Annotated in this window: 15 protein-coding genes; 3 read left to right on the top strand and 12 right to left on the bottom strand. The window is 43.1% G+C overall.

Annotation, left to right across the window (positions count from 1 at the left end; genetic code table 11):
• Nucleotide 1 precedes the first annotated feature (1 nt).
• Together dprA and I4V44_RS12960 are read right to left on the bottom strand one after the other, a co-directional pair.
• The gene (gene dprA / locus I4V44_RS12965; protein ID WP_118574080.1) at nt 2–919 is read right to left on the bottom strand and encodes a DNA-processing protein DprA; all 918 of its coding nucleotides are present in this window, start codon (nt 917–919) and stop codon (nt 2–4) included.
• 20 nt (nt 920–939) lie between these two features.
• On the bottom strand, nt 940–2,472 hold the full coding sequence (locus I4V44_RS12960) for a YifB family Mg chelatase-like AAA ATPase (protein WP_008705706.1): 1,533 nt from the start codon (nt 2,470–2,472) through the stop codon (nt 940–942).
• Between the two features lie 373 nt (nt 2,473–2,845).
• Here I4V44_RS12960 and I4V44_RS12955 point away from each other — a divergent pair, with 373 nt between their 5' ends.
• Nucleotides 2,846–3,061 carry a helix-turn-helix domain-containing protein gene (locus I4V44_RS12955; protein WP_020993399.1) on the top strand — a complete coding sequence of 72 codons (216 nt, stop codon included), beginning with the start codon at nt 2,846–2,848 and terminating at the stop codon, nt 3,059–3,061.
• Nucleotides 3,062–3,139: 78 nt separating this feature from the next.
• On the opposite strand, the gene I4V44_RS17430 is transcribed toward I4V44_RS12955, so the two are convergent.
• The 7 genes from I4V44_RS17430 to I4V44_RS12920 form a co-directional block, all read right to left on the bottom strand.
• The gene (locus tag I4V44_RS17430; RefSeq protein WP_055200009.1) at nt 3,140–3,742 is read right to left on the bottom strand and encodes a hypothetical protein; all 603 of its coding nucleotides are present in this window, start codon (nt 3,740–3,742) and stop codon (nt 3,140–3,142) included.
• 34 nt (nt 3,743–3,776) lie between these two features.
• The gene (locus I4V44_RS12945) at nt 3,777–5,192 is read right to left on the bottom strand and encodes an amidophosphoribosyltransferase (RefSeq protein WP_008705709.1); all 1,416 of its coding nucleotides are present in this window, start codon (nt 5,190–5,192) and stop codon (nt 3,777–3,779) included.
• 208 nt (nt 5,193–5,400) lie between these two features.
• The gene (locus tag I4V44_RS12940) at nt 5,401–7,356 is read right to left on the bottom strand and encodes a fructose-1,6-bisphosphatase (protein ID WP_118587209.1); all 1,956 of its coding nucleotides are present in this window, start codon (nt 7,354–7,356) and stop codon (nt 5,401–5,403) included.
• Between the two features lie 97 nt (nt 7,357–7,453).
• The gene (locus tag I4V44_RS12935; RefSeq protein WP_118587207.1) at nt 7,454–11,944 is read right to left on the bottom strand and encodes a PolC-type DNA polymerase III; all 4,491 of its coding nucleotides are present in this window, start codon (nt 11,942–11,944) and stop codon (nt 7,454–7,456) included.
• 46 nt (nt 11,945–11,990) lie between these two features.
• Complete coding sequence (gene ispG / locus I4V44_RS12930; RefSeq protein WP_008705719.1) at nt 11,991–13,043, bottom strand: flavodoxin-dependent (E)-4-hydroxy-3-methylbut-2-enyl-diphosphate synthase; 1,053 nt, start codon at nt 13,041–13,043, stop codon at nt 11,991–11,993.
• 51 nt (nt 13,044–13,094) lie between these two features.
• Entirely contained in the window at nt 13,095–14,234 is a 1,140-nt protein-coding gene (locus I4V44_RS12925) for a toxic anion resistance protein (RefSeq protein ID WP_118587203.1), read from the bottom strand.
• 34 nt (nt 14,235–14,268) lie between these two features.
• Nucleotides 14,269–15,567 carry a 5-bromo-4-chloroindolyl phosphate hydrolysis family protein gene (locus tag I4V44_RS12920; RefSeq protein WP_196002817.1) on the bottom strand — a complete coding sequence of 433 codons (1,299 nt, stop codon included), beginning with the start codon at nt 15,565–15,567 and terminating at the stop codon, nt 14,269–14,271.
• A gap of 228 nt (nt 15,568–15,795) precedes the next feature.
• Between I4V44_RS12920 and I4V44_RS12915 the strand changes: the two genes are divergently transcribed.
• A complete protein-coding gene (locus I4V44_RS12915; protein WP_008705724.1) occupies nt 15,796–16,821 on the top strand; it encodes a branched-chain amino acid aminotransferase in 1,026 nt (341 codons plus the stop codon).
• Between the two features lie 203 nt (nt 16,822–17,024).
• On the opposite strand, the gene I4V44_RS12910 is transcribed toward I4V44_RS12915, so the two are convergent.
• From I4V44_RS12910 to I4V44_RS12900, 3 genes are all read right to left on the bottom strand, one after another.
• Nucleotides 17,025–17,516, bottom strand: coding sequence for a dihydrofolate reductase (locus I4V44_RS12910; protein WP_008705726.1), 492 nt, complete (start codon nt 17,514–17,516; stop codon nt 17,025–17,027).
• 104 nt (nt 17,517–17,620) lie between these two features.
• Complete coding sequence (gene thyA / locus I4V44_RS12905) at nt 17,621–18,469, bottom strand: thymidylate synthase (RefSeq protein ID WP_022381165.1); 849 nt, start codon at nt 18,467–18,469, stop codon at nt 17,621–17,623.
• A gap of 39 nt (nt 18,470–18,508) precedes the next feature.
• Nucleotides 18,509–19,486, bottom strand: a complete 978-nt coding sequence (locus I4V44_RS12900; protein WP_118408796.1) for a diacylglycerol/lipid kinase family protein — start codon at nt 19,484–19,486, stop codon at nt 18,509–18,511.
• A gap of 779 nt (nt 19,487–20,265) precedes the next feature.
• Between I4V44_RS12900 and I4V44_RS12895 the strand changes: the two genes are divergently transcribed.
• Complete coding sequence (locus I4V44_RS12895; RefSeq protein WP_118408798.1) at nt 20,266–21,936, top strand: glycoside hydrolase family 13 protein; 1,671 nt, start codon at nt 20,266–20,268, stop codon at nt 21,934–21,936.
• Nucleotides 21,937–21,955: the final 19 nt, after the last annotated feature.

The following is a 21,955-nucleotide window of genomic DNA, read 5'->3' as shown; positions in this document are numbered from 1 at the left end:
GTCAACTGTCTTTTACATAATAATGTCTCCCGCTCTCTCTTATGAGCCCCCGCAGTGTCAGTTCCACAAGACAGTTGCTTACCTGTGCCGGGGAAAAGCCTGTTTTTCTCACAATGTAGTCGGGATTTTTTGGTCGTAAATCGAGACAACTATACACCATATTCAAATCTCTTGCAAGTCCCAAGTTGTTTTTTTCACCGTTTTGTGTTACTTTTTCCATCGAAATTCCAAGTTCTTCCAGCATAATTTCCGGACAGTATGCAATCCCTGCACCGTCGTAGATCAGCTTATGACAGCCTCTGCTGAGTTCATCTGTCACTGCCCCCGGAATCGCATAGACCATCTTTCCCTGTTCCAGTGCAAATCCCGCAGTGATCAGCGAACCGCTGTTTTCTTTTGCTTCCACTACCAGAACCGCGTCTGACAAAGCACTGATGATCCGGTTTCGCGCCGGGAAATGCCAGGAAACAGGTCCTGAACCCAGTGGACATTCACTGATGATCCCACCATTTTCCCATAAGATCCTCTCATAGAGTTTTCTGTTAGATTTCGGATAGCATACATCAACACCACTTCCAAGCACCGCAAATGTAGGCATCTTTCCTTCCAGTGCGCCTTTATGTCCTTCTGAATCAATGCCAAGTGCCATACCGCTGATAATCTGGACTCCAGCTACACTTAACGCTTTCGCATACCGGAATGCCTGCATCCTTCCATAAGGACTGCACATTCTGGCACCGATCACTGCCACCGTTCTTCTCTTAGGATCAGGAAGTCTGCCTTTTACATAAAGCTTTGCCGGCATAGAGGGATACTGCTTCATTATCTGCGGATATTCCGAATCTGACTTCTCAATACATCGTATCTGATCTGTACTGTATCCTTCTGTGTGATTTCTTTTTACATCAGTTCTTTCCATATAAAATACCTCACTGACCTTTATTTTATGACAGAATCTTTGTCAAATGCCCTGTACGAAAGTGCTTCTCCGATATGATGACCGGCGATCATCTCTTCCCCTTCCATATCCGCAATTGTTCTGGCTACCTTCAGGATTCTGTGATAGGATCTGGCACTGAACGCAATTTTCTCAAAGGCTCTTGCCAGAAGTCGGGATGCGCTGTCTGTAAGAGGGCAGAATTTATCGATCAGACTGCTCTTCAGCTGCCCGTTAAAATTTATTTTCTCATCTTTATACCGTTCTTCCTGGATCTTCTGTACTTTTTCCACTCTTTTTCTGATAGCAGCGGAATTTTCTCCCTTTCTTCCACAGTGAAGCTGTGAAAAAGAAACCGGCGGTACCTCAGTGCTGATATCAATTCTGTCCAGAAGAGGGCGACTGATCTTTCCCATATAATGTGTGATCTCACCTGCTGTACAGGTGCATCTGTTTAAATCCGGATAATAACCGCAGGGACAGGGATTCATCGCTGCACATAACATAAAATCCGCCGGAAAGTTATAAGTTCCGCTTGCTCTGGCTATCTGGATCACTTTATCCTCCATGGGCTGTCGCAGAAGTTCCAGACTTGCTCTGGAAAATTCCGGCATTTCATCCAGAAAGAGTACACCTTTATGCGCAAGAGTGATTTCGCCAGGTCTGGGATTACGCCCGCCTCCTGCAATTGCCTGAGGAGTACTTGTATGATGAGGGCTGCGAAATGGTCGCTCATCGATCAGCGGATGTTCTCTTGAAAGAAGTCCTGCAATACTGTAAATTCTGGTAAGCTCTAGCTTTTCTTCAAAACCAAGCCCAGGCATGATCGTCGGCAGTCTTCTGGCAAGCATGGTTTTGCCCGTTCCCGGAGGTCCGATAAGGAGAAGATTGTGAAATCCGCTTACTGCAATTTCCGCCGCTCTTTTTGCCCCTTCCTGTCCTTCAATGTCTGAAAAATCCATTCCCATATCTGTATTTATAATAGAAGGAATTTCTTCCTGTATTTCCCTCTTCAGATAGGGTTCCGGATTCTTAAGACACTCGACCAGTTCCCGTAAATTTTTTACTCCTGCTACCGGCACATCCCTGATCAGTCTTCCTTCTTTCAGATTCTCATAGGGAACTACGCAAAAACGACTGCCCAAACTTCTTGCACACAACACAATCGGCAGGATTCCGGATATCCCATGGATTTCTCCGTCCAGACCGATCTCCCCTGCCATCATAACTCTGCTGACAACCTGAGGGCTGATCATCTCAAAAGCAGCCAACACTGCTGCTGCCACCGGTACATCAAAACCGGCGCCCTCTTTCTTCATGTCTGCAGGAGCAAAATTGACGGTAATTCTCTTTGGTGGAAACTGATAACCATTATTCTTGAGTGCTGTGCGTACCCGTTCCTGCGCTTCCTTTACCTGCGCAGAAGGAAATCCTACCATGATAAAGGAAGGAAGTCCGTTACTTACATCAGCTTCTACCTGCACAGGGCATACTTCCACCCCAAAAATTGCAGCTGATAATACACTTGCAAACAAATATAAACTCCTTTCTTCCGGCATAAATCTCCCCCGATATTTATGCTCACCAAAAAATATATAACAATTCGTTACTGTTCACTCCGTTCACAGTAACGTAGCCAAAATTCATTCCAGATTGCCTGCGGCAATGGAATTTTGGCTTGTATGTCTCGCCAAACAGCGGACGACTGAATAGTTACATCACTTAAATTGTATTGGAAATTATTTCAGAAATCAGATTAGAAAAAAGATTATTTTTATAATAGACCATTTTGCTCTGTTTTGCAACCGTTCATTTTGTTCTGTTTTATACTTTTTTCAGTACATAATCTGCGAAGGCTTTTCACAGATCATGTTTGGGAGTACACTACAAAACAGAGAGGTGAACTATATGAAATTTCAGCGTATTCAGGATTTACGTACAGATGCTGACATGTCACAGAAACAGCTCAGCGAAATTCTTCACATCAGCCAGCGTTCCTACTCTCACTATGAGACAGGTTCACGCAATATCCCGGTTGAAATGCTTATCAGACTGGCAAATTATTACGATATAAGTGTTGATTATCTGGTAGGACGCACTGATAAAAAAGAGATGAATAAATAAGTAAAATCACTTTTTTTAATATAAAAGGATTCCTGTAACTGTTTATGTTACTGAATCCTTTTATATTTTTTGTATCTTTTATTCTTTTATCATAACAGTATCCACAGAAGGATGGACTTTTGCACCCTCCGCTTTTGTTTTTGTCTTAATATTCACATAAAGACGACCATTATCAAAGGTAAGATAACCCTTTGCTACATTTCCCAGCGAGTCTGTAAACGAGAATCTGGTTGCATTTCCTGCGACGGATTTCTTTACTTTTGCCTTGCAGGTGGCTGTCTTTTTCTTATTTGTCTGTGAATAAGTAAAGGTAACCGACTTCTGACTGAGTTTCTTAATTTTGATCTTAACCCTGCCGTTCTTACTGCGCCAGGTTCCCAGATAATCCTCCGGGTTAAAAACATAAGCCCGTTCCAGAACCGGTGTTGGCGTTGCCGTAGGAATCGGTGTTGGGGTAGGTGTGGGCGTAGCTGCAGGTGTCGGTGTTACAGTGGGAACTCTTTCCAGTGCCGCGATCGCTTCTGCTTTTCTCTGCTCTCTGTCCACATTCTTTCTGTGTTGAAGCAGCAGAGTGCCTGCCAGCATAAGCAGGATAAACAGGATAATTACAATTATCAGAAGTTTTATAAGTCTTTTTTTCTTTTTATTCCGTTTCTGTTTCCCGTTGTTTGTTACCGACAAATCTGCATCTCCTCTTCTGTTTCTTGTTCGTTACTTATTCTTTTCCATCCCAGCAATAGGTACAGAGTTTACATGGTGAAATTCCAATGGAAGCTTTCAGATCATCAAGTCTGTGGAATTTCAGTGATGTGAAATTCAGCTCCTTACGGATTTCTTCCAGCATTTCTTTATAATTTGTTGAATTTGGATCTGCATAGTCTGCCAGGACTTTATCACTGACATTCTCTCCCTCACGTTTGGCGATCACACGTCTTGTGATCAGATCCATCTCTGATTTTGAACGTGAGAAATTCAGATATTTGCATCCATAAAGTAAAGGCGGACACGCAGGACGGATATGTACTTCTTTCGCACCATTTCTGTAAAGAAATTCCGTCGTTTCTCTTAACTGTGTTCCACGTACAATAGAATCATCAATCATCAGAAGACTCTTATCCTTGATCAGGCGATGTACAGGAATCAGCTTCATTCTTGCGATAAGATTTCTCTGGCTCTGCTGTGTAGGCATAAATGATCTTGGCCAGGTTGGTGTATATTTGATAAACGGACGGGCAAAAGGCACACCGGACTGGTTCGCATATCCGATCGCATGGGCAATACCGGAATCCGGAACACCGGCTACAATATCGGGATTTACTTCTCCCCTGTCTCTCCTGGCCAGCATATCACCGCAATGATAACGCATTTCTTCTACATTTACACCCTCGTATGCCGAAGTAGGATATCCGTAATATACCCAGAGGAAAGAACAGATTCGCATCTCTTCCCCTGGTTTCTGCAGGGTTTCCACACCGTCCGGAGTCACTGCAACAATTTCTCCGGGGCCCAGTTCTTTCAGGTCTTCATATCCAAGATTCAGGTATGCAAAGCTTTCAAAAGATACACAACAGGCATCTTCTTTCTTTCCCACGATCAGTGGAGTCCTTCCCAGACGGTCACGTGCTGCCAGAATCCCCTTTGGTGTCAGGATCAGCATGGTCATGGAACCTTCTATCACTTCCTGCGCATAACGGATTCCCTCAATCATGTTGTCTTTCTGATTGATCAGTGCAGCTACCATTTCTGTGGGATTTACGCTTCCTCCACTCATTTCCAGAAAATGAGTGCATCCGTTTTTAAAACAGTTGGCAATCAGTTCATCCATGTTATTGATCTTTCCAACTGTGGTAATTGCAAAGTTACCAAGATGAGAGCGCACCAGAAGAGGCTGAGGTTCATTATCTGAAATACATCCGATTCCCAGATTTCCCTCCATCTCACCAATGTCACCATCAAATTTGGTCCTGAACGGCGCATTTTCAATGTTATGAATCACGCGGTCAAAACCACGTTTCTTATCATACACTGCCATTCCGCCTCTGCGTGTTCCCAGATGGGAATGATAATCAATTCCGAAGAAAAGGTCCAGAATGCAACTGGACTTTGATGCTACTCCAAAAATTCCACCCATTATCGTATTCTCCTTTTGTTCATCATCTTCAGGCAACTTTTATCATAATCCTCTTCGATAATCCATTTAAAAAGATTACTATAGCCCGTTTCATAACGTTTTCCTTCACTATAACAGTTCTTATCCTGCCAAATTGCTGTAAAAACAGTTATATCACACAACACTCCCATTATATAGAATGAAAATTTAGAAGTAAAGAGTTTTAATCTTATTTCTTTTCCTTGATGATACCTGTTCTGTATGCATCCAGCAGCTGGATCAATTCCTGTATTCTCTCTTTCAGCGCATGACCTGTATCTGTATCACCCACAAGCTGGCGTCTGGACATGTAGCTGACTGCCACGCGGTTCGATACAATATCAGTCTCTCTTGCCACAGCATCTGCTTTGGACGTAAACGGTTCATGAGCAGTAAGATTCAGTCCATAGGAATTATAGATCAGCGTATATCCGGCAATTCCCGTTACTTTCTGATATGGCTTGGAAAAACCACCGTCAATCACGATAACCTTTCCATCACATTTTACAGGACTTTCTCCTTCACTCTGGTGTACCGGAACATGGCCATTGATGATATGCCCTTTTTCCGGATCCAGACCAAATTCACGAAGCATATTATCTACCACTTCTTCATTCTCCCAGAGGCGGTAATAAGCATTCTTCTTCTCTTCATGTGTAGAAGAATCCTCTATGAAATATCTTTCAAAAGTACTCATCTTGCTCTTGCCAAACAATGGTGAATTCGGAGCTGCCCAGATATACCACATAATATCTCTGCCCTTCTTCTGTTCTTCTTTTCCTACAGAATAGAATGCTCTGCGCACATAGGTTTCCAGTACATCATACAGTTCTTTTCCCTTGTAGCTTTTTCCATAAATCTGTACTTCCCGGAATGTTCCGTCTTCATTCAGAGGAATGCTTCCATGAAACAGAAGATTTCCGTTATATACTGTATAAAGCCCGCCTTTGTCAAGTAGGAGACGGATGTGGTTTTGCAGTTTTTCACAGTTTCTGAATGCAGAGGACAGTTTGTCCATAACTTCTTTTTCTCCGGCTGTAAGTTCGTATGGATGTTTCCAGTCAATAGTCGGAAAATTATTGTCGCGAAGCGGATATTCTTTTCCGTCAGGCAGTGTGATCGTCCCTTTTTCCGGATTGATCCGATGAAGAAGTGCTCTGTCTTCCATCTGGAATTCTTTATGTCTGCGCACCAGTTTACCTTCTAATTTAAACTGGATCACAGCAATAGCCTTGTGCATTTTTTTGCCCAGTTCTTCCTCAAGAACATTATAATTGGAAGCACCTTTCATGGCAAAAATCTCGCAGGAATCATCCTTATACGCCTCCATCACAAAGGTCGCCAGAGGAAGCATATTGATTCCGTATCCATCCTCAAGAATATCCAGATTTCCGTAACGGATACTGTTTCTTACCACTGTTGCAATACAGGCTTTCTGTCCTGCTGCCGCACCCATCCAGACAACATCATGGTTTCCCCACTGAATATCCAGGGAGTGATACTGCATCAGGCGATCCATAATGAAATGTGGAGCAGGACCTCTGTCATAAATATCCCCCAGAATATGTAAATGATCCACGACCAGACGCTGGATCAGTTCTGCAAGCGCAATGATAAAATTCTCCGCACTGCCGATCTCAATGATCGTATTTACAATGGAATCATAATATGCCTCTTTGTCAAGAACCTCCGCTTTCTCTGTGATCAGTTCTTCAATCACATAGGCATAATCTGCGGGAAGAGCTTTTCGTACTTTGGATCTGGTATATTTGGAGGCTGTTGTCTTACAGATTTCAATAAGACGGTAGAGAGTGATCTTATACCAGTTTTCCATATCTTCTTCTGTATCTTTGACAAAATCCATCTTCTCTTTCGGATAATAGATCAGAGTTGCCAGAGAACGCTTATCATTGTTACTTAATGTATGTCCAAACACATCATCAATCTTCTTCCTCACTGCACCGGAACCATTTCTGAGCACATGTGAAAACGCCTGATACTCCCCATGAAGGTCTGACATAAAGTGTTCCGTTCCCTTCGGCAGATTCAGGATTGACTGAAGATTGATAATCTCCGTAGATGCCTTTCCGATTGTAGGATAAATTTCTGCAAGTCTCTGTAAATATCTAAGTTCGTCTTTCTTCATATCCATCTCCTGTTATCATATATTATGATGTCAGGGCATTTTATGTTGCTGTCTGCACCATGCCCTGCAACACACTTTGCGGTCACAGAATTTATGCTCATCCTGTAAAGTCAAATAATGACATCTGGTTCGACTGCGGGATATCTCCGAATAATTTCAGATCATCCATCAGATCAATAACCGTTTTGCTGACCTTTGTTCTGTCGCGGAAGTCGTCTTTTGACAAGAATTTTCCCTGTTTTGCAGCATCAACCACTGCATCTGCCGCCTTATCTCCCAGTCCGTCAATAGTTGCAAGTGACGGCATCAGTTTCCCATCCACGATCTGAAATCTCTGTGCCTTGGCAGTATAAAGATCAATCGGTACAAATTCAAATCCACGTGCGTACATTTCCTGTACAATACGCATATCCTTCAGGGTATCCAGTTCTTTTTTAGATGCTGAATCACCTTTTTTGCGAATTTCTGCCATATAATACTCCAGGCGTTCCTTTCCCATACACATCATCTCATAGGAGAACGCTGTGGCGCGGATACTGAAATATGCCGCATAGTATGCCAGTGGCTGAAACACCTTATACCACGCAATTCTGTACGCCATCATAACGTATGCTGCTGCATGAGCCTTCGGGAACATATACTTGATCAGCTTACAGGACCAGATATACCAGTCCGGAACTCCATGCTCTTTCATGGTCTCGATCCACTCATCACGAAGACCTTTTCCCTTACGGACGCTCTCCATGATCGTAAACGCAAGGCCACTTTCCACTCCTTTTCCGATAAGGTAGATCATAATATCGTCTCGGGTACAGATAGCTGTGGAAATGGTTGCCTTACCCTCCTGGATCAGCACCTGGGCATTACCCAGCCATACATCCGTACCATGAGAAAGCCCTGCAATACGGATCAGGTCAGAGAAGTATTTCGGCTTGGTGTCAATAAGCATCTGCATGGCGAAATCTGTACCAAATTCCGGGATTCCCAGACATCCGAGCTTACATCCGCCAATATCTTCCGGTTCAATTTTCAAAGCCTTTGTACTTGCAAACAATGACATGACATCCCTCTGATCCAGGGGGACATCCCTGGCACTGATTCCCGTTAAATCCTCCAGCATTCGGATCATAGTGGGATCATCGTGTCCAAGTATATCAAGCTTCAGCAGGTTTCCGTCAATAGAATGATAATCAAAATGTGTGGTGATAATGTCACTGTTCACATCATTCGCAGGGTGCTGGACAGGAGTAAATTTCTCAATCTCCTCACCTACAGGAAGTACGATAATGCCTCCCGGATGCTGTCCTGTTGTACGCCGCACGCCTGTACATCCCTGTACGATGCGGTTGATCTCACAGTAACGTTTATGCACACCACGCTCTTCAAAATAATTCTTCACATAACCAAATGCAGTTTTCTCCGCAAGCGTACCGATAGTCCCTGCCTTGAATGTCTGCCCCTTACCAAAAATAACCTCTGTATATCTGTGTGCATTAGCCTGATACTCTCCTGAAAAGTTAAGGTCAATATCCGGTTCCTTATCTCCCTTGAATCCAAGGAATGTCTCAAAAGGAATGTCAAACCCTTCTTTTTTCATCCTGGTTCCACATTTCGGACAGATCTTATCCGGCATATCACACCCCGCCATACCTGCATACTGCTTTACTTCCGGTGAATCAAAATCACTGTATTTGCAGTCCGGATTAGGACAGAGATAATGCGGCGGCAGAGGATTTACCTCTGTGATACCGGACATGGTAGCTGCCAAAGAAGATCCTACAGAACCTCGCGAACCTACCAGGTAACCATCTTCATTTGACTTCCATACAAGCTTCTGTGCAATGATATACATTACGGCATACCCATTGGAAATGATTGAATTCAGTTCCCTGTCAAGCCTGCTTTCCACAATCTCCGGCAATGGATCTCCATACATTTCATGCGCTTTTGTAAAACAGATATTCTTCAGATCCTGGTCGGAATTCTCAATGACCGGCGGGAATTTGTCCGGATGAATAGGTGATATCTTCTCAATCATATCTGCGATCTTATTTGTATTTGTAATGACAACTTCTTCTGCTTTCTCGCTTCCCAGATAGGCAAATTCTTCCAGCATTTCCTCTGTGGTACGTAAATACAGCGGTGCCTGCTCATCTGCATCTGAGAATCCGTTTCCGGCCATAATGATCCTTCTGTAAATCTCATCCTGTGGATCCATGAAATGCACATCACAGGTTGCAACTACCGGTTTCTTAAACTGCTCTCCAAGCTTAACGATCTTCCTGTTTATCTCCTTCAGGTCTTCTTCGGAACTGATCATATCATGCTTATCATCTGCGATCATAAATCTGTTATTTCCAACAGGCTGGATCTCCAGATAATCATAGAAATTTACCAGTCTGGCTATCTCAGTATCCGGTGCATTTCTCAGAATTGCCTGATACAGTTCCCCTGCTTCACAGGCACTTCCCACCAGAAGTCCGTCTCTGTACTGCTCCAGCACACTTTTGGGAACACGTGGACGTCTGTGATAATACTTCAGGTGAGACTGACTCACTAATTTATACAGATTAATGCGCCCTGTCTCATTTCTGGCAAAAATGATCACATGGTAGGTCGGCAGTTTCCTGATAGTATTTACAGAAACAGCTCCCTGCTCATTCAGCATATCCACATCCCGGATATCACGCTCTTCCAGCATCTTTACAAACTTCACAAAAATCTCTGCAGTACATGCGGCATCATCTACTGCCCGGTGATGATTTTTCAGTGAAACCCCAACTGCTTTTGCTACCGTATCCAGCTTAAATCTGTTCAATGCAGGAAGCAGGAAACGGGCCATACCGACCGTATCTACATAAGTAAAATCATGTGCGATTCCCAGTCTGTCACAGTTTTTCATAATAAATCCCATATCAAAGTCCGCATTGTGTGCAACCATAACCGCATCCTTGCTGAATTCAAGGAATTTCGGAAGCACTTCTTCGATAGTCGGGGCATCCATGACCATACTGTCATTGATACTGGTCAGCTGTTCAATGCGAAAAGGAATCGGTACCTTTGGATTTACAAATGTGGAAAAACGGTCCGTAATCTCACCATTTTCTACCAGTACGGCGCCAATCTCTATGATCTGACAGGTCAGCGAAGAAAAACCTGTTGTCTCAATATCAAAGACCACAAATCTACCGTTCAGCTTCTGACCTTTTCCATTGGTCACCATACCTTTTAAATCATCTACCAGATAGCCTTCCATTCCATAAAGAACCTTAAAATCAGAATCCTTCGGCACACATCCACCCCAGGCATCGAAACAGTGATTTGCCTCCGGAAACGCCTGTACAACCCCATGGTCTGTAATGGCAATGGCCGGATGTCCCCACTCATAAGCACGTTTCACCAGAGATTTGGCATCCGTAACCCCATCCATATCGCTCATCTTTGTATGACAGTGAAGCTCTACTCTTTTCTGTGGGCTGGTATCTACTCTGGCAGTTGTAAAATTGGCAATTTTCTTAATCCCGGCTATGGATGCAATAGTCAGTTCACTGTCAAAACGGTCTACTGTTGTCACACCGCGAAACTTCAGAAAAGCCCCCTTCTTTACATGTTCTGTCACTTCCGGCACCTGTTCATTGCGCAAAAACATCTTCACAACAATACTGTCCGTAAAGTCTGTGATCGGGAAGATAAGAATTGTTTTTTCATTACGGATTTCTCTGGCTTCAACCTCCATAACCTGTCCGCGGACGATCACCTCACCCATCTCACCGGTAATCGTCTCAAGTGCAACAGGCTCTCCTTCGAAATCTCTTCCATAGATAACATCCGGATTGCTGTCCCTTCTGAATCCACCCCGGAAATCTCCCTTCCTGTTGTCTTTGCGGTCTGCAAATGCAGCTTTTTTGTCCTTCTTTTCCTGCTGTCCCTTATCAGTCTTTTTCTCTGCTTTCTTCTCTGCTGTTCCTGCTTCTTCAGACTGAGCCGGCTCTTCATTCTTACTGTTTAATTTCGCATGACGGATTACATTTTCCACTTCCTGAGCGATCTGCACTGCTGCATTCTTACGATACTTACTTTCCTGTGTCTCCCTGAACTCAAGTTCCACCTTTAAGTCCATTCCGCATCTTTCGCAGAAAACCTTCTGCAGATATTCGATCAGGATCCCGCTCTTTTCTCTGGCTATTACAGAATCAGGAAGGATCATATGAAGATCATTTTCTCCGGGAAAAGAAATCTGCGCCTGTCTGAACATATTGTATTCCAGCATATTGTAGCTGCGCAGTTCCAGTTCCATGCTGGATCTGTAAGTTTCCAGAAAGTTCTGAGGATTGTACTGACCGGAAAGGCGGAATTTCTCAATAACTGTAACTGTTACATTCAGTCCTGCAAAAATCTGTCTCTCTATCTGTTCTTCCAGTTCAAAGATATGCTTCTTATGAATCCAGCGTTCACTTTTTATATACACCCATATATGAGTTCTGGAAGGATTGCAGGACACTCTGGTCACAAAAACCATGTCCAGCAGTTCTTCCAGTTCTTTCTTCACTTTTAAGCTGGGAAATACGTCAAAAAAGTCTTTTTCCAAAATAAAATCTCCTCGTTGATCTGACAGGAAGTCTTCGTTCCAAATGTTACTTCCAGTTCAGAAGTTCTTCCCGCAACGTATCCAAAAGCTGATCTTCCGGAACTTTCTTTATGATCTCACCATGTTTGATCAGAAGTCCCACACCAACTCCGCCTGCAATTCCGATATCTGCCTCTTTTGCTTCTCCGGGTCCGTTTACCACACAGCCCATAACTGCTACTTTAATATCAAGCGGGATATCCTGCACCATGGTTTCTACCTTATTTGCAAGACCAATCAGATCGATCTGTGTGCGTCCACAGGTTGGACATGACACAACTTCTATGCCACCTTTGCGAAGCCCCAGAGTTTTCAGGATACGTTTTGCGGATTTAATCTCTTCTAAAGGTGCTCCTGTAAGAGAGACACGAATGGTATCACCGATTCCCTGATTCAGGATGATCCCCAGTCCGATAGCAGATTTAATGTTTCCGGAATAAAGAGTTCCGGCTTCTGTGATTCCTACATGAAGTGGATAATTCGTCTTCTCCGCGATCAGTTCATGAGCCTTTGCACACATAAGGACATCCGAAGATTTGATGCTGATCACCAGATTGTCATATCCCAGGTCTTCGATGATATGAACTTTATCCAGCGCACTCTCCACCAGTCCCTCTGCAGTGACCCCATGATATTTCTCCACAAGTTCTTTCTCAAGAGAACCGCTGTTTACACCAACACGAATGGGTATTCCTCGCTCCTTTGCCACATCAACCACTGCTTTGATTCGCTCTGTACTGCCGATATTTCCGGGATTGATCCGGATCTTATCTGCACCGTTTTCCATGGCTGCAATAGCAAGACGATAATCAAAATGGATATCTGCCACAAGTGGTATATGGATCTGTTTTTTGATTTCCTTCAGTGCTTTTGCAGCTTCCATAGTCGGTACTGCACAACGAATAATATCACAGCCAGCCTGCTCCAGTGCCAGGATCTGAGCTACTGTCTGTTCTACATCTTCAGTTTTTGTATTTGTCATGGACTGGATTAAAATCGGGTTGCCGCCGCCAATCTTTCTGTCTCCGATCTGAATCACTTTTGTATGATCTCTGTACATAATTTTCCTCTTCTCTCATTTATAGCAATTCCATAAATTACTGCTGAACAGTTATCTGATTTCCAGAAGTTTTCTCTTCAGTTCTTCTTCCATGCGGTGCATTTCCATCTCTGCTGCCTGTCTCTTCTGACGGCCTTCCATCTGGATCCGCATCACATCATCCAGAGTCTGGATCAAATCTGCATTTGTCTTCTGCAGTGTTTCAAGGTCAACTATTCCACGCTCTGATTCTTTCGCTGTCTCAACCGTTACCATATGAAGTGTCTCTGCATTCTTTCTGAGAAGTTCATTGGTAATATCTGTTACCTGTCTCTGTGCCTGTGCCGCTTCTGCAGAGTGAGCAATTCCCAGAGCAAGCACCATCTGACTTTTCCATAATGGAATTGTGTTTACGATCGTTGTCTGTATTTTCTCAACCATTACCGTATCATTATTCTGGATCAGCCGGATCTGAGGCGCTGTCTGCATGGCAATCGTACGGGTAAGTTCCAGATCATGCAGTTTCTTTTCAAATCTGCTGCATTTCTCATCCAGGTCTCTGGCTGCCTGCGCGTCTTCGGGAAGCCCGCTCAGAGCTGCCTTATTTTTCATTTCTGCAAGCTTTCCGTTTCTGGTTTCTTCCAGTTTCTTTTTTCCGGCAAGGATATACATGGTAAGTTCTTTAAAATAATTCAGGTTCTGTTCATACATCTTGTCCAGCATAGCAGAATCTTTCATAAGGCGCACCTGATGTTGCTGAAGAGAATCTGTGATCTTCTCCACATTGGCTTGTGCTTTGTCATATTTGTTTTTCAGATTTTCAATCTTAGAAGTCTGCTTTCTGAAAAATCCAAAGAATTTTCCCTCCTCCTGTACATCGAAATCTTTCAGTTCTCCCACAACATTACTGATCAGTTCTCCAATCTCACCGAGATCCTGTGTCTTTACATTCTCAAGAGCTGTATCAGAAAAGTCTGCCATTTTTTTCTGGGTTCCTGCACCATACTGAAGAATCTGATTAGTATTCTCAATATCAATCTTTGCAGCAAAATCATTTACCATTTTCTGTTCTTCCGGTGTCAGTACAGGCACTTCTTCCTTCTGTAGCTGCTTTTTGGGGATCACTTCTTCTTTCTTTTCAAGCTCTCCAAGATCCGGCTCCAGTGTTAATGATGGTGTTTCCATTTCAAAATCTTTAAATTCGTTTCCCATGTCCTCTGCCGCTCCTTTTTATCCTTTTTTATTTTCAGTTCTTTTTCATTTTTGCAAAGTCATCATCTGTCAGACCTTCCTGTGCAAGCAGCGTATGAAGCACTGAAATATCACTTGAAACATCCCACGCAGTATCCTGAAAGACAGAATCCAGAAGTTTTTCAAATGCCTGATTCAGTGTATCCAGTGTATCCTCTATCTCCTTTTTGGATGCCTGGATATTCTCTCCCTGCACAGGCTGCTGATCCATTTCTTCATATGCATCCAGCAGCTTTACTGTCATGGGCAGATAATAATTCATCAGTTTCTTCAGATCCGGAATAATCTCCGGATGCTTCTGCGCCCGTTCAAAAATCTTCTCCACGATCAGTTCCATTCTGGATATTTTTGCAGAAATCTCCATTCCAGGAATCGCATCGTTGCTCCTGTGGATCTTATCCAGAAATTCATTTCCTTTATCCAGCACTTCCTGCACTTCAGGCGGTGTGTTCTTTCTGTTTCTCTCCTGTTCAGCCTGATATTTCTCTTCTTCCTGTTTCTTCTGCTCAAGTGCCTTCTGCGTCTGCGTATATTGCAGATAAGTCTCATTACTGGTGATCAGACAGGTTTCCTGTTCATCAATATGTCCCTGACGGAACCATCTGTCATCAATCATCTTTTTAATATCTTTTTTAACGAATTTCACCGGCTTATTTACTGCTGCAGATAATTGTTCAAAATTACAGTATGTGTGATTTCCCAGTGTATCAATATACTTCTGAAAACGTTCCAGTTTACCCAGTTTTTTAATGCCGCCTGCGAGAAGTCCCACTCCTGTCAAAGCTCCGACTGCCATAAAACAGGTTCCACCGGTCACAAGGGAACTCATATGCCCCACCGCTCCAAAGATGCTGAGGACCAGAGTTCCCAGTCCCATTCCACTGGCAAGGATTCCACCTGAAACAGCAATCATCATACCTTTCATTCTTCCCCCGGTGTTCCTTTCATAAAGAGTCAGCATCTTCTCTTTTACTTTCTCCTTCTCAATCCTCTGACGTTCCTGCTCCTGTTCACGCTCCCGCCTGCGCTTTTCTTCAAATTCTTTTGTTTTATTGCGGTATACCCCGGAATCACCGGACTGACTGTTTCCGGTTCCAAATACATTATTCAGACCATTTTTGATTGCCTCGCTTCCGGAATCTACAGCAGAATTTACTGCGCTGTTAACAGTCTGTCCCACCGTCTGCTTAATATCCTCGGTCATCTGGCGGTAATCTTTAGTAGAAACTGCTGTGTCTATGATCTTTTTTATTTTGTCTCCAAGTTCTCCTAATTCATCAAAATTCTCGCTCATATTTTCCTCCATTTTCTATTCCATATTATAGCGAAATCCTCTATAAAAAACAAGACTGGCGGATTTTTTGTTACTGTATGTGAACAGTAACACGATTTTTCAATTTTTCATTAAAATTGGAAATTTCCCATTGAACTTAGCAGACAAAAGTTTTACAATGGTAAAGAGATAAACAGTAATCACACTTGTAAATACTGTAAATATGTGTGAACGGAGGAAAGATTCATTATGGAAAAAAAGAATATCGACTGGAGCAGCTTAGGCTTCGGTTACGTACAGACCGATTATCGTTATGTATCTAAATTCAAAGACGGCGCATGGGATGCCGGAGAACTGACAACAGATCCTAATGTAACACTGAACGAATGTGCAGGTGTTTTCCAGTATGCGCAGACAGTTTTCGAAGGAATGAAGGCTTACACTACAGAAGACGGACATATCGTTACTTTCCGTCCTGACTTAAATGCAGAACGTATGGCAAACTCAGCAAAGAGACTTGAGATGCCTGTATTCCCGGAAGACCGTTTTGTTGATGCAATTGTTCAGACTGTAAAAGCTAACGCAGCATATGTTCCGCCATACGGTTCAGGCGCAACTTTATATGTTCGTCCATATATGATGGGTACTAACCCGGTTATCGGTGTAAAACCTGCTGATGAGTATATGTTCCGTGTATTCACTACACCTGTAGGACCATACTTCAAAGGCGGTGCTAAACCGATCACAATCCGCGTCAGTGATTTCGACCGCGCTGCACCTCATGGAACAGGCCATATCAAAGCAGGTCTTAACTATGCAATGAGCTTACATGCAATCGTAGATGCTCACAAGAACGGATTCGATGAGAACATGTATCTTGATGCAGCTACACGTACCAAGGTAGAAGAAACAGGCGGTGCTAACTTCATCTTCGTTACAAAAGACGGCAAAGTTGTCACACCGAAGTCCAACAGTATCCTTCCTTCTATCACACGTCGTTCCTTAATCTATGTTGCCAAGGAATACCTGGGATTAGAAGCTGAGGAAAGAGAAATATACTTCGATGAAGTGAAAGATTTCGCTGAATGTGGTCTCTGCGGTACTGCTGCAGTTATCTCTCCTGTCGGAAAGATTGTTGACCATGGTAAAGAAATCTGTTTCCCAAGCGGAATGGAGAAAATGGGTCCGGTTATCCAGAAACTCTATGACACATTAACAGGTATCCAGATGGGACGTATCCAGGCTCCGGAAGGATGGCTGAAAGTTATTGAATAAATAACATCTGACTGCAGACAGTTAACGTCTTTCAACATCAGAAGAATTGTTGCTGTTCATACACTGCTATCCCGCTGAGAACGTAATGAACAGTAACGTAGATTTTCACTATACAAAAACATCCCTCAGAATCAGTTTAAACACATTCTGAGGGATATTTTTTCTTTTATATCACTGGCTTTTCCGGATCTGCTTTGTTCCTTCTATTTCTTTCTCTCATACTTCACAAACTGATACTCCAGATCAAAGTACGTCTGCTCATCGCTCTCTCCCGTAATTTCCCATTCATCATCTTCGTCCAGATTTGGGAAATGACTGTCTGCTTCATATGCAAAGTCAATCTTTGTCACATGAGCTACATCACAGTACGGAAGCATCTGCGCATAAATGCTGTCACCACCTATACAGTAAACATCTTCTGCCGGATATTTCTTTATCTCTTCCAGCGCTTCTTCAATACTGTGTACTATGATCGCACCCTTTACCTCATATTCTTTATTGGATGTGATCACAATATTGATCCTGTTTTTAAGCGGAAGTCCGTTTGGAAAACTTTCCAGAGTTTTTCTTCCCATCACTACTACTTTTCCACTTGTTTCCTCACGAAACATCTTCATATCTGCCGGAATACTTACCAGAAGCTGGTTGTTCTTGCCGATTCCCCAGTTTTTATCTGCTGCTACGATAACATTCATTTGAATTTTCCTCTCTTGATTTTATATTGTCAATTTAAGTCAGGCGAACAAAATCATCCGCATTCGCTACTTGCTCATAACCAGATAATTGCTCCACAGTTTGGTTAAACGGCAATCGGAATATTCTTAATCTGCGGCCATGTCTCATAATTCTCCACGATCAGGTCATCTGTTGTAAACTGATAGAAATCTTTTACTTCCGGATTCAGTTTCACAACAGGTGCAGGATATGGTTTTCTCTGGATCAGTTCCTTTATCAGCGGGATATGACGGTCATAGATATGGCAGTCTGCCACTACATGAAGCAATTCCCCTGCTTCCATATCACATACCTGAGCCATCATCATAAGCAGAAGTGCATACTGACATACATTCCAGTTATTCGCTGCAAGGATATCCTGTGAACGCTGATTGAGGATTGCATTCAGAGTCAGCTTATCGTTCCCCGGTGTCTGTGTCACATTAAATGTCATGGAATATGCACAGGGATACAGATTCATCTCATGGAGATCCTGATGCACATAAATATTGGTCATAATTCTTCGGCTGAACGGATTATTCTTCAGATCATAGATCACTCTGTCTACCTGATCCATCATTCCTTCTTTGTACTGATGTTTCACGCCAAGCTGATACCCATATGCCTTACCGATAGAACCACTCTCATCTGCCCAGCTGTCCCAGATATGGCTGTGAAGATCATGGATATTGTTGGATTTCTTCTGCCAGATCCAGAGAATCTCATCCATGGCACTCTTTAACGCTGTACGTCTGAGTGTCATAGCCGGAAATTCCTTTCTCAGATCATATCTGTTTACCACTCCGAATTTCTTGATCGTATATGCCGGAGTTCCATCCTCCCACACAGGGCGGACTTTTTCTCCTTCCGTACTTGTCCCGTTTTCCAGGATATCCTGACACATTTTTATAAATACATCATCTGCGTAACTCATTTTTCTTTACACTCCTGTTTTTCTGTTTTTTATATTGTTTCAGGTCTTACTTGAATCCCCTTTCTGCTCATGCAGCAGCCACAGTTTCTTCTCCAGACACCGAAATTCCACTCTCGTCACATCTGCACAGTACTCTCCGTCTGCATGGAGCACCATTGGCTTATCCAGAATCAGGCGAAATCCTTTTTCATTTCTGATAGTAAAACCATTAATATGCTCCTGCTTTGCAGCAACCAGAAACGGAAGCAGGAAAAAAGTCTGCCATTTGGCGATTCCGGATGCACTGCCAAGCGAGAGCAGACCGTCCTGCACCGATGCATGAGGTGCCATAGGAACCCCTCCGCCTTCTGCCGGCAGATTCATAGCTGCCGCAAAGATCATCTTCGGAAGAATATAGCCTCCATGTTCTGTCACCACCTTTGCATTGGCTGTCTCCATGGTAAAAAGAGACTGCACCGTCAATGCAAGATATGTAAGCTTACCCAGATGGAAACGGTTTAAAACCTGTTTCAGTCTGGAATGAAGTGCTTTTTTACACACAAGTGCATCCAGTCCCAGGCCGGAACTGATTCCAAAAATCCGCGGCTTCTCACAGCCTTCCCAGCTTACCTGCCCCAGATCTATCCTGTAAAGTGCTTCACCTCTCTGATCCTTTCGGATACAGGCACAGATTTCCCTCAGGCTCTCCTTCGGTGTTCTCGGCAGTTTCAGATTTCTGCCAAAATCATTCCCTGAACCAGTGGGTATCACGCCAAAACGTACCTTATCAAAGTCAGTAATACCATTCAGGACTTCATTGATCGTACCGTCTCCCCCAACCACCAGCAGATAGACAGGCTCTTCACCCTTCACCCGGGAAATCTGCTCAGCCAGTTTCGCGGCATGCCCTTCATATCTGGTCATATGGGCTTCATATTTTATTTTGTATCCCCGAAGCAGACACTGTGTCTCATTCCATACCCTGTGCGCCCGCCCTGTACCCGCTCCATTATTTACAATAATCTGTATCCTTCTCATTCTTCCTCACTTATACATTATATTTATTTTCTGCCGTTTCTTCTATCTCATTATAAATGCCAATACCTATACTATACAATATTTACCCATCACATACAAGACTTCGAAACTGCGAAATCGTTACTGTTCACTCCGGTTACTGTTCACTAGTAATATCCCGCGAGGTGTTTTTTGTGAGCGAAGGTCACAGAAAACCCGAGATATACCACGCGAATTTATGCGATTAGCATAAATTCTGTGCATCGCGAAGCGTGTTACTGAGAACGGAGTGAACAGTAACTCACTCCGTTCTCAGCAATACGCTTCACGATATGTCTTACAGGATTGTCAATCGGATATTCGCAATTGAAGCATGGGATTTACTTACAGCAATTCTATATTTTGTCAAAAAGTCAAAATAATACATAAATCCGTCAAAATATCGAAAGCATTTTTTCCATAAAGTATTTATTATATATTTATACAATACAACTATACACAAATTCTAAAGTAATTCCATAAAATAATGCAATCAAGACAGTTCAGCAGAGTGTGAAGGACAAGGAGGATACCTGCAGGCGTGCTGACGCACGGCAAAGATATCTGACGCAGGACTTCACACTATGATGGGCTGGATTGTTTGCAGTAATTTATGGAATTGCTATAAATTATCAGGGGCAAAAGATATTTACAGCAATCCTTGTAAATAACGCATATTGAGAGGATTGCTATAGTCAGCTCACATAATTCTTATTCAAATCAAACGTACTAAAATATAATATTATCAGGAGGTCTTTACAATGGAAAAAAGATGGTGGAAAGAAAGCGTCGTATATCAGATCTATCCTCGCAGTTTCTGCGACAGCAACGGAGACGGAATCGGTGATCTTAACGGTATCACCGGCAAACTTGACTATTTAAAAGAGCTTGGAATTGACGTAATCTGGCTCTCTCCGGTTTACAAATCACCAAATGATGACAACGGATATGATATCAGTGATTATCAGGCGATCATGGACGAATTCGGAACCATGGAAGACTTCGACCGTATGCTTGCCATAGCTCACGAAAAAGGCATCAAAATCATGATGGACCTGGTTGTAAACCATACCTCTGATGAACACAAATGGTTCATCGAGAGCCGCAAATCCACAGACAATCCTTACAGAGATTACTACATCTGGCGTCCTGCAAAAGAAGACGGAAACCTTCCAAACAACTGGGGCTCCTGCTTCTCCGGTCCTGCATGGGAATACGACAAGACAACAGATATGTATTTCCTGCACCTGTTTTCCAAGAAACAGCCTGATCTGAACTGGGACAATCCTGCTGTACGTCAGGATGTTTTCGATATGATGAACTGGTGGCTGAAAAAGGGCGTTGACGGATTCCGTATGGATGTTATCAGCCTTATCTCCAAAGAGCCGGGGCTTCCTGACAAAGAACCTGGAATTAACGGCTATGCAACCTTCAATGTATCCGCAAATGGTCCTCATGTACATGAATACCTTCAGGAAATGCGTCAGAAAGCACTGAATAATGCTGACACGATCACTGTAGGCGAATGCTCAGGTGTTACTCTGGAAGAGGCAAAGAAATATGCAAGAAGCGATGAAAAAGAGCTGAACATGGTATTCCAGTTTGAGCATATGGATGTTGACAGTGATGAAAAAGCCGGCAAATGGACAACCAAAAAGATGGACCTGCGCAACCTGAAAAAAATCCTTACACGCTGGCAGAAAGGTCTTCAGGATATTGCATGGAACAGTCTCTACTGGGAAAATCATGACCAACCAAGAAGCGTTTCCCGTTTCGGCAATGACAGTGACGAATACAGAGAAATCTCTGCAAAAATGCTTGCAACATGTATCCATATGATGCAGGGTACACCTTATGTATATCAGGGTGAGGAACTGGGTATGACAAACTGCCCGTTTAACACTCTTGACAACTTCCGCGACCTTGAAAGTATCAATGCTTTCCACGAATTAACCGAACAGGGTAAGATGACCGAAGAGGACATGATGGCAGCAATCGGTTATAAGGGACGTGACAATGCAAGAACCCCTATGCAGTGGGACGACAGTGCTTACGCAGGTTTCTCCACAGCTACCCCCTGGATTATGGTAAACCCGAACTACACTAAGATCAATGCCAAAGATCAGATTAACCGCGAAGATTCCGTATTCAAATATTATCAGAAACTGATCAAGCTCCGCCATGAAAGTGAACTGATCGTATACGGTACCTATGATCTGATCCTTGATGATGACAAGGATATCTACGCTTATATCCGTACACTTGGCGATGAAAAACTGATCGTATACTGCAATTTCAGCGAGAATACACGTGAAGTAGAGCTTCCTGAAGAATTTACAAACGGAAAAGTTCTTATCTCCAATTACATTGATGCAAAAGTAAACCATAAAATCACTCTCAGACCTTACGAAGCAATCGTAATCCAGAAATAATATTCCGTGCAGGGCTGTT

Origin of the sequence: Blautia sp. 1001283B150304_161114_C9 (genome assembly GCF_015668165.1) — a bacterium.
GTDB lineage: Bacteria > Bacillota > Clostridia > Lachnospirales > Lachnospiraceae > Blautia_A > Blautia_A wexlerae.
This window is presented reverse-complemented; position numbering and strand designations above follow the sequence as displayed.

What these genes read in the sequence shown, in the direction of transcription:
- dprA (WP_118574080.1), bottom strand. Translation starts at nt 919, where the DNA reads ATGGAAAGAACTGATGTAAAAAGAAATCACACAGAAGGATACAGTACA.
- I4V44_RS12955 (WP_020993399.1), top strand. Translation starts at nt 2,846, where the DNA reads ATGAAATTTCAGCGTATTCAGGATTTACGTACAGATGCTGACATGTCA.
- I4V44_RS12945 (WP_008705709.1), bottom strand. Translation starts at nt 5,192, where the DNA reads ATGGGTGGAATTTTTGGAGTAGCATCAAAGTCCAGTTGCATTCTGGAC.
- I4V44_RS12940 (WP_118587209.1), bottom strand. Translation starts at nt 7,356, where the DNA reads ATGAAGAAAGACGAACTTAGATATTTACAGAGACTTGCAGAAATTTAT.
- ispG (WP_008705719.1), bottom strand. Translation starts at nt 13,043, where the DNA reads ATGTACAGAGATCATACAAAAGTGATTCAGATCGGAGACAGAAAGATT.
- I4V44_RS12925 (WP_118587203.1), bottom strand. Translation starts at nt 14,234, where the DNA reads ATGGGAAACGAATTTAAAGATTTTGAAATGGAAACACCATCATTAACA.
- I4V44_RS12920 (WP_196002817.1), bottom strand. Translation starts at nt 15,567, where the DNA reads ATGAGCGAGAATTTTGATGAATTAGGAGAACTTGGAGACAAAATAAAA.
- I4V44_RS12915 (WP_008705724.1), top strand. Translation starts at nt 15,796, where the DNA reads ATGGAAAAAAAGAATATCGACTGGAGCAGCTTAGGCTTCGGTTACGTA.
- I4V44_RS12910 (WP_008705726.1), bottom strand. Translation starts at nt 17,516, where the DNA reads ATGAATGTTATCGTAGCAGCAGATAAAAACTGGGGAATCGGCAAGAAC.
- thyA (WP_022381165.1), bottom strand. Translation starts at nt 18,469, where the DNA reads ATGAGTTACGCAGATGATGTATTTATAAAAATGTGTCAGGATATCCTG.
- I4V44_RS12900 (WP_118408796.1), bottom strand. Translation starts at nt 19,486, where the DNA reads ATGAGAAGGATACAGATTATTGTAAATAATGGAGCGGGTACAGGGCGG.
- I4V44_RS12895 (WP_118408798.1), top strand. Translation starts at nt 20,266, where the DNA reads ATGGAAAAAAGATGGTGGAAAGAAAGCGTCGTATATCAGATCTATCCT.